At 38.0% G+C, this 12,057-nt stretch carries 9 protein-coding genes; 6 read left to right on the top strand and 3 right to left on the bottom strand.

The window, feature by feature from the left end:
* The first annotated feature begins 110 nt into the window (after positions 1-110).
* The 3 genes from ABR854_RS23945 (at position 111) to ABR854_RS23935 (ending at position 4,998) form a co-directional block, all read left to right on the top strand.
* Positions 111-2,507, top strand: a complete 2,397-nt coding sequence (locus ABR854_RS23945) for a peptidylprolyl isomerase (protein ID WP_350268385.1) — start codon at positions 111-113, stop codon at positions 2,505-2,507.
* 75 nt (positions 2,508-2,582) lie between these two features.
* A complete protein-coding gene (locus ABR854_RS23940; protein WP_350268384.1) occupies positions 2,583-3,929 on the top strand; it encodes a peptidylprolyl isomerase in 1,347 nt (448 codons plus the stop codon).
* Between the two features lie 97 nt (positions 3,930-4,026).
* On the top strand, positions 4,027-4,998 hold the full coding sequence (locus ABR854_RS23935) for an AAA family ATPase (RefSeq protein ID WP_350268383.1): 972 nt from the start codon (positions 4,027-4,029) through the stop codon (positions 4,996-4,998).
* Positions 4,999-5,072: 74 nt separating this feature from the next.
* On the opposite strand, the gene ABR854_RS23930 is transcribed toward ABR854_RS23935, so the two are convergent.
* The gene (locus tag ABR854_RS23930; RefSeq protein WP_350268382.1) at positions 5,073-5,954 is read right to left on the bottom strand and encodes a Ppx/GppA phosphatase family protein; all 882 of its coding nucleotides are present in this window, start codon (positions 5,952-5,954) and stop codon (positions 5,073-5,075) included.
* Between the two features lie 172 nt (positions 5,955-6,126).
* Positions 6,127-7,746, bottom strand: coding sequence for a sodium:solute symporter family transporter (locus ABR854_RS23925; RefSeq protein ID WP_350268381.1), 1,620 nt, complete (start codon positions 7,744-7,746; stop codon positions 6,127-6,129).
* Between the two features lie 216 nt (positions 7,747-7,962).
* On the opposite strand from ABR854_RS23925, the gene ABR854_RS23920 reads away from it, so the two are divergent.
* Together ABR854_RS23920 and ABR854_RS23915 are read left to right on the top strand one after the other, a co-directional pair.
* Positions 7,963-9,219, top strand: a complete 1,257-nt coding sequence (locus tag ABR854_RS23920; protein ID WP_350268380.1) for a sensor histidine kinase — start codon at positions 7,963-7,965, stop codon at positions 9,217-9,219.
* A gap of 175 nt (positions 9,220-9,394) precedes the next feature.
* The gene (locus ABR854_RS23915) at positions 9,395-10,078 is read left to right on the top strand and encodes a response regulator transcription factor (RefSeq protein WP_350268379.1); all 684 of its coding nucleotides are present in this window, start codon (positions 9,395-9,397) and stop codon (positions 10,076-10,078) included.
* An 80-nt stretch (positions 10,079-10,158) separates the two neighbouring features.
* On the opposite strand, the gene ABR854_RS23910 is transcribed toward ABR854_RS23915, so the two are convergent.
* Positions 10,159-10,617, bottom strand: coding sequence for an Lrp/AsnC family transcriptional regulator (locus tag ABR854_RS23910; protein WP_350268378.1), 459 nt, complete (start codon positions 10,615-10,617; stop codon positions 10,159-10,161).
* Positions 10,618-10,868: 251 nt separating this feature from the next.
* Here ABR854_RS23910 and ald point away from each other — a divergent pair, with 251 nt between their 5' ends.
* Positions 10,869-11,984: an alanine dehydrogenase gene (gene ald, locus ABR854_RS23905; RefSeq protein ID WP_350268377.1), complete on the top strand. Its 1,116-nt coding sequence runs from the start codon at positions 10,869-10,871 to the stop codon at positions 11,982-11,984.
* Positions 11,985-12,057: the final 73 nt, after the last annotated feature.

Genomic DNA, 12,057 nt, shown 5'->3' with positions numbered 1-12,057 from the left:
TGTTCCGACGTCATTTGGATGAGGTTTCCCTTACTCACAAAACTAATATTCATCACAATAAATTTTAACGTTTAGAGTTGTTTATTGAGGATGATTCTTTTATGTCTTTTATGAAGAAATACAATATATATATATATGCAACCTTAGTTTTTATTCAGTTAGCTTGCCAAGTAGCAAAAAAGCCCTTACCAAAAACTAATCAGCAAACCAGCAAAAAAACTACTGAAGATGTTTTTTCATTGCCAACAGCATCAACTCCAGTAGTCAATAGCCCAATAGTTGTCGAAGTAAAACCGGAGCCAGTTGCCATTACGGTAGGTACAAGCGAGTTAAAAACGGCAGATTTAAAAGCTGCTTTTGAAAATCAGATTTCAGAAGATACACTCTCGCCCGATGCTTTCCTCGAACAAGCCATCAACGACCAACGCATTCTTGCCGATGCCCAAAAAAGAGGTTACGACAAAACCGATTCATTCAAAGAAGAAGTAGAAGGATATCGCAGTATGTTGGCTGAATCATACTTGACCGATAGCACAACAATCAAGCAATTATTGAAAGAAACCTACTCATGGTTAAAAGAAGAAGTACATGCGGCTCATATCATGTATCAACTTTCAGAATTTGCCGAGCCGTCTGATACATTGGCTATTTACAATAAACTGATTGATATTCGTAATAAAGCATTAGCTGGCGAAGATTTTGCGGCTTTGGCTCAACAATTTTCTCAAGACAAAAAGTCGAATAGCATTGGCGGAGATTTAGGTTGGTTTAGAGCCATGCGTTTCCTTTACCCGCTCGAAAAAGCTGCTTACACAACGCCTGTTGGACAGGTTTCGATGCCTGTGCGTACAAAAGGCGGCTTTCACCTTGTAAAAGTTATCGAACGTCGTCCGTATAGCGGAAGCGTTTTGGTGCAACACATTCTAAAATCAGTTCCCCCGAATACACCCGAATCTGAAAACCTTAAAGCAAAAGCTAAGATTGACTCACTTTATAATTTAATCAACAAAGGCGAAGCATTCGAAGATATTTGTCGTAGATATTCAGATGATACAAAATATAAAAATTTTGGCGGATATTTACCCGCATTTGCCATTGGAAGCAGAGAAGAGGTTTCGTTTGAGCAAGCCGCATTTGCTTTGCAAGAAGGCGAAGTTTCAAAACCAGTTCGCACAACTGCGGGTTGGCACATAATCAAGCTTTCAAAGAAAATTCCATTAGAATCTTTTGAAGAGCTTTCTGCAAAACTCAAAGATAAGATTGTGACAGATTCGAGAGGCGACGTTGTGCGTGAAAACACCCTTAATAACCTGAAAAAACAAATGAAGTTTGTTGAGGATGAGGAAGTATTAAAAAAAGCATTTGCCGCTGCCGATACTAACATTCTGATAAAAAAATGGAATTATGCCATCAACGATGAATTAGTGGGTAAAACAATTTTCAGCATTGGCTCAAAAAAATATCCAACAAAATCTTTTTTTGACTACGCCGTTGACCGCCAAACTTTCGAGCGAATTCCTGCAGGTTATACTCCGACGATGGTAATGAGAAGTTTTTATAAGAAATTTGTGGAAACTACCGTAAAATCTTATGCCGAAGCCAATCTCGAAGAACTAAATCCGGAGTTTAAGGTGTTGATGAATGAGTATAGTACCAGTTTATTAAAAATGGAGTTGCTCAATGATTTGGTTTATGAAAAATCAACCTCAGATACAACTGGGCAACGTCTTTTCTACGAAAAAAACAAAGAAAAATACCAAATGCCTGAGAGAATCTTGGCAACGGTAATTGCCTCGAAAGATGCAAAGACGGTCTATCAAGTAAAAGAAGTTTTTGAGAAAGGAAAGCCTTATAATTTAAAACGCTTATATCGTACGCCACTATATTACACTAAGAATTTGAGCGACCTCACAGCCGAACATAAAACTACGCTGGTGTATATCCTCGAAATCATGCGTAAGAATAAAGGCTACGTTGTAGAAATTGGAGGTCATACCGACCAGCACGAAAATGATAATACTTCGGCCGAGCGTTTGGAAAAAACTAAGGCGTTTTTGATAGCAAATGGCTTGTCAATTGAGCGTATCATTGAAAACGATTATGGTAAAACCAAACCAGCCGATAAATTTGATTGGGCAAAAAATCAAAGAGTTACGTTTGCGTTTTATAGTACTTTGAAGAAGGATGTTGAGAAAATATTTAATTCTAAAGACCCCAACAGCGTAACGATAGAAGAAGGATATTTCAAAAGAGGAGAGAATAAATTTGTTGATATTGCGAAGTGGGATGTAGGTACACAATCAGTTGCAAAAGAAGGCCAGTTTGCCGATGTGATAATCGAACAAGTAGAACCCGCAAGATATAAAACCCTCCGTGAGTGCAGAGGTCAAGTTCTGGCTGAATACCAAAAGTATCTTGAAGCACAATTTAAAGCAGATTTAAAAAACAAATATCCTGTTAAATTGAATGATGAAGAAATTCAGAAAGCAATTGGCATAAAAAAGTAATAATACACTCGTAGAGGCGTATGAAAATACGTCTTGAGTTTAAACGTTGACTAATAAAGTATCCAAATAAATAAAATGTTAAAGAAATTATTCCTACTGATTTGCCTTCCGATGTTGGCATTGGCACAAGAAGCCCCCATCAACATTGACCGCATTGTGGCAAAAGTTGATAACTACATCATTCTTCGCTCTGAAGTAGAGCAGTTGTATCTCCGAGGAGTTCAGCAACAACAACCCGTAAGCAAATGCCAAGCTTTAGAAAGCATGGTTGTTAACAAATTATTGGTTGCAAAGGCTGAAATTGACTCTGTTTATGTAGAAGACAAGCAAGTTGATGACCAACTCACTGCTCGTATGCAACAAATGATTCAGTTGTATGGCAATGAAAAAAATATTGTGGAGCAATTCGGGAAATCTCTCGAAACACTCAAAAGTGAAGTGCGTTCGCAAGTAAAAGAGCAACTTACAGCTCAGAGAATGCAAGGGAAAATTACTGAGAATCTAAAGATCACACCTAATGAAGTAAAGAAATTTTTCAATCGTATTCCGAAAGATAGTATTCCCGAAATTCCGACCGAAGTTGAATTAGCTCACATTGTTCGCTTGGCTAAAGTAACAAAAGCACAAAAAGAAGAGTTATCAGAAAGATTACTTGATTATAAACGTCGAGTTTTGGCAGGTGAAAAATTTGAAGATTTAGCGAAAGAATATTCTGAAGACCCAGGTTCACGTCAGTTTGGTGGCGATTTAGGTTGGTCGAAACGTGGTGCGATGGTTCCACAATTTGAAGCATCAGCTATGAAACTAAAACCAAACGAAATTTCTGATGTGGTAGAATCTGATTTTGGACTTCACTTAATTCAAACCCTCGAGCTTCGTGGACAAGAATTTCACGCACGCCATATTTTATTACGTCCTGATTACAATCGTTTAGATGTAACAGACGCTACGAAATTTTTGGATAGTATTCGTACCGAAATTGTAAAAGATAGTATCAAATTTGAGAAGGCAGCGAAAGAGTTTTCGGATGATAAACAAACACAAGATGGCGGTGGAATTTTGATGGATCCGCAGACTGGTTCGAGCAAAATGCCATTGGATGAATCAATGGAACCAACGCTTTATTTTATGATTGATAGTATGAAAGTTGGCACGATTACTGCACCCATGCCATACAGAAGCGAAGACGGAAAAACGGGAGTCAGAATCATTTATTATAAAGCAAAACATGCACCTCATAAAGCAAGTTTGAACGATGATTTTGAGAAACTCAAAGATTTTGCCATGATGGAAAAACGTAATGTGGAGATAGAAAAATGGTTCAAAAAAGCTACTGCCGATGTGTATATTAAGATTGACCCAGAGTTTGAAGCATGTAATATTTTTGGTAAAGACCGTGTAAGTGGGGGAGTGGAATACTAATTAAAAATTGAGAATTAAGAATGATTTCAACACTCATATCTTGAATTTCATATCCAGTGTCTGAAAAATTAATCATTAGAGTTATTATAATCCATAAATGAGCAAAGTTAAATTTACTTCGGACGTAGAAGCTGCAGATGCCCTCAAAGTGGCGTTTAATCAATTACAAAAAGAAATCGGACAGGTAATTGTCGGACAAGACGAGACCGTTCGTTTACTCCTCACAGCTATTTTCTGTCAAGGTCACTGCTTATTGGTTGGTGTGCCAGGGCTTGCAAAGACCTTGTTGATTCAGACAATGGCTTCGGCACTTGATTTGGATTTCAATCGTATTCAGTTTACGCCCGATTTAATGCCATCGGATATTTTGGGTTCAGAAACCCTTGATAATGAGCGTAATTTTCGCTTTATCAAAGGACCCGTATTTGCCAATATCGTTTTGGCAGATGAGATAAATCGTACTCCACCAAAAACGCAATCTGCTCTGCTTGAAGCCATGCAAGAGTTTGCCGTAACAGTTGGTGGAACGAAGCATAGTATTGGTCGTCCGTTTTTTGTATTGGCAACTCAAAACCCAATCGAACAAGAAGGAACGTATCCATTGCCCGAAGCACAGCTCGACCGTTTTATGTTTATGGTAACGCTCGATTATCCGTCGTATAAACAAGAACTCGACATTGTAAAAAATACAACTTCTGACCGCAAAACTACTGTTAATAAAGTACTTACGGGCGAAGAGATTTTATACTTCCAACATTTAGTACGCCGTGTTCCGGTGCCAGATAACGTAGTTGAATACGCAGTTGGATTAGTACATAAAACTCGTCCAAATTCAGAATTAGCATCTGCCGAAACCAACAAATATTTAGAGTGGGGTGCAGGCCCAAGAGCCTCTCAGAACTTGATTTTGGGGGCGAAATGTAATGCACTCATTAATGGTAAATACTCGCCTGATATTGAAGATGTGAAAGCCGTAGCGGTATCGGTGCTTCGCCATCGTTTAGTACGTAACTTCAAAGCTGAGGCAGAAAACGTTTCGGTAGAAGAAATTATCAAGAAAATGTTATAAGTTTATATAAGGTTTGACGCACAAAAAAAGCTCAATGATGCAAATCGTTGAGCTTTTTTGTTGGTTGATATATTTTACTCCTCATTCATCAAAGTCTCATAAACCAGCATCAAAATACCATCCTTCAGACCTAAATCTGGCACCATGATTTCAGTTGCACCAGCCCATTTCATTACTGAAATATAGATATCCGATGCAGGAACTATCACATCAGCACGGTCGGCGTTGAGTTGGAGTTTATTCATCCGTTCTTCCAAACTAAATTTTTCAATATAGTTTCGCATTTTTTCGAGGTCTTTTAAACTGGCTTTGTTATCTTTTTTGCTTTCAATCATATTGAAAAGTTTCGAGATATTTCCGCCCGTTCCAACCGCAACCACATTTTCATGGCTTGGAATGCTGGCATCGACCCACGCTTGCATCTTTTTCCAAACATCAGGTGCTTCTTTATGCTCCAATAAGCGTACCGAACCAATTTTAAATGATTTTGCCGCAATTTTTTTCTGACCTTTATAAATGTTCAATTCTGTACTTCCGCCGCCCACATCAATGTGCAGATAAGTGCGGTCATCATCAAGTACCGTAACGATCACATTATTGATTAGCTCTGCTTCTTGTTCGCCCTCAATCAGATGAATCTCCATGCCCAGCTCGTTTTTGATACGCTCAACAATATTGGCACCATTTTCGGCTTCACGCATGGCACTTGTAGCACAAATCATGTATGCATCTACTTCATGGAGTTCCATCAAAAGCTGATATGCTTGTAATAGTTTCTTTATTCGAGCCTCGCTGGCGTGCGAAATTCTTCCACCATTAAATACATCCATGCCCAAACGAAGAGCAAAACGTACGTATTCAACTTTTTTGAAACTAATTTTATTTTTGTTGGTCAATACCGACGAAATTTGCATTCGGGCGGCATTTGAGCCAATATCTATTGCGGCAATTTTCATAAAACACCCCTAACCCCTAAAGGGGAATTATTATTAAAGTTTTTATAAGTCTGCAAAAGTAGTGATTTCGTTTTAAAATAAGTTAATAAATAAAAAAGGTACTGCAATTTCTCGCAGTACCGATTCAAAATGTTTTTTTTTGATTATTTTATTCCAATTCTAACTTGAAATCTTACCAGAAGTAAGTATAAAGTGAGATAATCGTAATGATTACGATAGCTGCCCCAACGGTAAAGCCTGTCGTAGTTTTAAACATCGAAGCATCAATTTCAAGACCTTTCTTTTCGTCAGGTAGTACTAAGCTCAATATAAACATTACAACCACGCAAATCACAAATACCCAACCCATACGGTCAAGGAATGGCATTGCACTCCAGTCAGTTCCTGGAAGCCAGTTGTTGTGCATTGATAAAGCAATCAAGAAACCACCCACAATCGCAAAGAACGCTCCTGCTGAATTGGTTTTTTTCCAGAAAAAGCCCATAATAAAGGCTGCAAAAATACCTGGTGAAAGTAAACCTGTCATTTCTTGGATAAATTGGAACCCGCCTTTTTTCTCAATTCCCATGAATGGAGAAATCACAATCGCTAATATCATTGCAATTACAATAACAACTCTTCCAACTACAACCAGTTGTTTTTCACTCATATCTTTGGCAAAATATGGGCGGAAAACATCCAACGTAAAAATCGTAGAAATACTATTGGCTTTACCTGCCAATGAAGCCACAACTGCCGCAGTAAGTGCTGCAAATGATAGCCCTTTTAGGCCCATTGGTAATAGATTTAATAAAACAGGATAAGCTCTATCTTGATTGAAAGTACCATCTACACCCAACATTTCTTGTTGGAACATTCCTTTTTGATACAACGCATAAGCAGCAATACCGGGCAAAGTCACAATTACAGGCATCAATAACTTCAAGAATGCCGCAAACAATAAACCATTACGAGCGGTGTCGAGGTCAGCACCTAACGCTCGTTGCGTAATATACTGATTACAACCCCAATAATTGAGATTTACAATCCACATTCCACCAAAAAGAACCGTCAAACCAGGAAGCGACATATAATGCGGGTTTCCTTTAGGGTAAATCATGTGGAAGTGGTCGTCGTGGTTCTGAGTCATTAGTTTGAAGCCATTTGCCAAACCTTCCATTCCGTATTTGTCAGAAACCAACGTCACTGCTAAGTAAGTAGCGGCTAAACCACCGATTACCAAGAAAAATACTTGAATCACATCAGTAAAACCGATTACTTTCATGCCACCAATGGTAATAATAATGGCAAAAACTGCCAAGAAAACCATACAAGTATAGAAATCTAAACCCGAAATACCCGAAACTGCCAAAGCTCCTAAGTAAAGAATCGAAGTAAGATTTACCATGATATAAAGCAATAACCAAAATATTGCCATAATCAAACTCACAGTTTTGTTGTAGCGTTGGCTCAAAAACTGTGGCATTGTAGAAATGTTATTTTTTAGGTAGATAGGCATGAAGAATACTGCCACAATAATTAAAGTTGCTGCCGCCATCCATTCATAAGTCGAGATACCCAAGCCCATTGAAAAACCGTTGCCCGACATTCCAATCATCTGCTCGGCTGAGATATTAGAGGCAATCAACGATGCTCCAATTGCCCACCAAGTAAGTGAGCCTTCGGCCAAGAAAAAATCCTTGGTTGATGTTTGTGCCGATTTTTTTTTGTTGTAAATCCAGTAGCCGTAGCCTGCCACAACGATAAAATAAAATAGAAAAACTAAGTAATCCAGTGTTTGTAGTTTTTGCATATTGCTTAGGGTTAATTAATAAGTGTCAAAAATACATTTTAAATTTTGCTTAAACAAAATAAGAGATAAAATTTGCTTTTTCAAAGAAAAATCATGGTTTTTAGAAGAACACGATATTGAGAAGAAATTAACCGTTCAATAAGAATTTTACAAACAATACTTATTTTTTTGTAATGAAGCAAGATTTGCCTATTTTTACGAAAAAACTGTCCCGTTTTGAATAGAAATACAATCAGGCTTCTGGTTTTACTCGGTACGCTTTCGATTTCGGGAATTATTGCTGTGCAAGCCTACTGGGTAAAACGTGCTTTCGACTTAAAAGAACAACAATTCAGACAAACCGTCATGATTTCGCTGCGAAACGTTGCGAACCGAATATCTACGCTTTATAAACTCTCTAAATTTGATAATCCAGTCACGCAGCTTTCGTCTGATTATTACGTGGCAAATCTTAGAGTTCCGCTTGATGCTGATATACTTGAGCATTACCTGAAAGAAGAGTTTAAAAAACAAAATCTGAATACTCCATTTGAATATGGCATCTATGACTGTGAAAGTGAAAATATCGTTTATGGTTCTTATATTGATGCCGATTTTGAGCCAAGTAGCGTTTCTACGAAACCTTTGCCTAAAACCGACAAATATCTCAATTATTTTGGCGTAAGGTTTCCGAGTAAAACCAGTTATTTGGCCAGTAGGCTCGATATTTGGTTAATTTCTTCGCTTATTACGCTGGTCGTGACAGTATTTTTTGGTTATGCTATGTTCGTGATTTTACGCCAAAAACGCCTCAGCGAAGTACAGCGAGATTTTGTAAATAACATGACGCACGAGTTTCAGACACCAATTTCAACGATACGTATCGCAACCGATGTTTTGAGCCAGCCTAAAATAATGGAGCAGCCCGAACGTTTGAAAAAATACGTACAGATTATCCGTCAAGAAAACAATCGACTTAAAACTCAAGTCGAAACGGTACTGAATACTGCTCGTTTGGAAAGAGGAAAAATGGAATTGGATATTCAGCTTCAAGAGTTGCATAGTTTGATAAATGAAGTAACAGAAGGTGTGCAAGCCGAACTTGAAGATAGTTTAAAAGTAGAGCTAAACGCAACTAAATCAAGTATATATGCCGATCGTACCCAATTGGTTAGTTTGATAAGAAATTTGCTCGAAAATGCTATAAAATATTCTCCACGACCGCCGAGTATAACGATTCGTACTGAAAATGTAAATGATACTTTAGTGTTTTCGGTGGCAGATAAAGGTATTGGTATTCCGAAAGAAAGTATTGCAAAAATATTTAATAAATTTTATAGAGTTCCGACAGGTAATTTGCATAATGTAAAAGGTTTTGGTTTAGGGTTGAGTTATGTGAACCAAATCATAAAGGCCCACAAATGGCAAATAAATGTAGAGAGTGAAGTAGGAGAAGGGACAACTTTTAAAGTGACGATGAAGCAAGATGCTTAGTTACTGGTTGATTGGTTACTGGTAAACTTCGGGGTCGTCCACGGTACGCCGCTGCCGTGCAGTTATTAGTTTTCTCTTTTAAACTTTGCCAGTAAACTGAATGCAACTCACAAATAAACCAGTTTCCCAATAACCGTACAGGCGGCTCCGTAATTCCCTTATAACTAATTAGACAATGCCCAAAATATTATACGTTGAAGATGACCCAAATCTCGGGTTTGTGACAAAAGATAATCTCGAACTCGAAGGTTTTGATATTGTACATTTTCAAGATGGAAGAGAGGCTTGGAAGAGTTTTAGCAAAGAGAAATATGACCTTTGTTTGCTTGATGTGATGTTGCCCGAATTAGATGGTTTTTCGTTGGCTGAGAAAATCAGAAAGCAAAACCTACAAGTGCCGATTATCTTTCTTACTGCCAAAATCATGCAAGAAGACCGCATCGCTGGCCTAAAAATTGGTGGTGATGACTACGTAACAAAACCTTTCAGTATCGAAGAATTGTGTCTGCGAATAAAGATTTTCTTGAAACGAAAAGAAGTTTCAAAAGAACAAATACAAGGCTCTTCTACTTGGAAAGTTGGCTTGTATGAGTTTGATTATCAGCAACTTAGTTTAAGATCAAACACGAAAACTGAACAACTTACGCATCGTGAAGCCGAAGTATTGAAGTTTTTGTGCGAACGAAAAAACCAAGTTATCAAACGTGACGAAATCTTAACTGCCATCTGGGGACGTGATGATTATTTCTTGGGCCGAAGTCTTGATGTTTTTGTAACCCGCCTAAGAAAAATGCTCGCCGAAGATTCTTCTATCAAAATCGAAAACGTTCATGGAATCGGATTTAGATTTGCGTGTTGATTGTTATGATTAAATGATAGAATATTTTTGCATTTTTGAAACTTCAAGAATGCAAAAACACTTTTTACCAGTAACCAATATCAAATAGGCAAAACGGTTGTGCTTTTCACCTCCGACATCACAAAAAAACTGTGTATCAACGATACCCCCGATAACACCGATAATTTCTGCTGGTGAAATTGATGGTAACTTTCCATATCTGGCACAACTATTTTGAGCATATAATCAAAACTTCCTGATACAAAATTACATTCTACCACTTCGGGCAAATTCAAAATTGATTGATTGAAACCTTCGGACGTATCATGGGTTTGCTTAATGAGCGTAACTTGACAATAAACCGTCAGGTTCTGTCCCAGCTTCTTTTTATTCAAAATCGTTACGTATTTTTCAATGATACCTTCTTGTTGTAAGCGTTTCACACGGTCGTGTACGGGTGTGAGCGAAAGATTTATTTGCTTCGCAATATCTTTCAAAGTCAGATGAGCATCTTCTTGCAGTAATCTGAGAATTTTTTTGTCGGTTTCGTCGAGAGTCATAAAATATTGAATGAGAATGATAGAATTTTTTTCTTTTTAGAACTTAGAAAAGGTGCCTTTGGAGTAAATATTTCTTTGTAAATATTATATAGAATGAAATAATTCTTTTTTTTTCAAATATATCAATAATATTTTCTTTATACACTAATTTTGTGGTGCAATTATACTTCATCATATAAAATATACATCTCCGCTACGGTTTTGCCGTAGCGGAGAGCAATTACACTTCATCAATATAACATTTCAGTATTATGATAATCGGAGTACCAAAAGAAATCAAGAACAACGAAAATCGTGTAGCTCTTACGCCAGCAGGTGTAGCCGAACTTAAAAAACATGGTCATACCGTTTACGTGCAAGCAACTGCGGGAGTGGGAAGTGGTTTTGGCGATGCCGAATATACCGCTGCAGGAGCAACGATGTTGCCAACGATAGAAGAAGTTTACGGCATTGCCGAAATGATTATCAAAGTAAAAGAGCCGATTGAGCAAGAGTATAAACTCATCAAGAAAGACCAATTATTGTTCACTTATTTCCACTTTGCCTCGTCTGAGCCGTTGACTCATGCCATGATTGAGCGTGGAGCAGTTTGTTTGGCTTATGAAACTGTTGAGAAAACTGACCGTAGTTTGCCATTATTGGTACCGATGTCAGAAGTTGCTGGTCGTATGGCGATTCAGGAAGGTGCAAAATATTTAGAGAAACCATCGGGTGGAAAAGGTATTTTGTTGGGTGGTGTGCCAGGCGTTCCGCCAGCCAAAGTTTTGGTTTTAGGTGGTGGAATCGTAGGGACACAAGCTGCTAAAATGGCCGCTGGATTGGGTGCAAGAGTAGTGATTATGGATGTAAGTTTGCCACGTTTACGTCATTTGTCAGATATTATGCCGCCAAATGTGACTACAATCATGTCGAACCATTATAATATTCGTGAAGCAATCGCTGAAGCAGATTTAGTAGTTGGAGCGGTATTGATTCCAGGAGCAAAAGCTCCGCATTTGATTACCCGTGATATGTTGAAATTGATGCGACCAGGTACCGTTGTAGTTGACGTAGCAGTTGACCAAGGTGGTTGTATTGAAACTTGTACGCCAACAACGCACGAAAATCCGACTTTTATCATTGATGAAATCGTGCATTATTGCGTAGCCAATATGCCAGGTGCTGTGCCTTATACTTCAACTTTGGCTTTGACAAATGCTACTTTGCCGTATGCAGTTCAGTTGGCCAATAAAGGTTGGAAAAAAGCATGTAGTGAAAACGAAGAATTGAAAAAAGGGCTCAACGTAGCCAACGGTAAGATTGTTTATAAAGGTGTTGCCGATGCGTGGGGACTTGAATTTAACGAAGTAGAAGATATTTTAGCGTAAGAAACTTCATCACCACTAAATAAAGTATGCCTTTTCTCTGCAAAGAGGAGAGGCTTTTTTTGTGATGAAAATA

This window comes from Emticicia sp. W12TSBA100-4 (assembly GCF_040253585.1).
Classification (GTDB): Bacteria; Bacteroidota; Bacteroidia; order Cytophagales; family Spirosomataceae; genus Emticicia.
The sequence above is the reverse complement of the archived record's forward strand: the minus strand, read 5'-3'. Positions and strand labels throughout refer to the sequence as shown.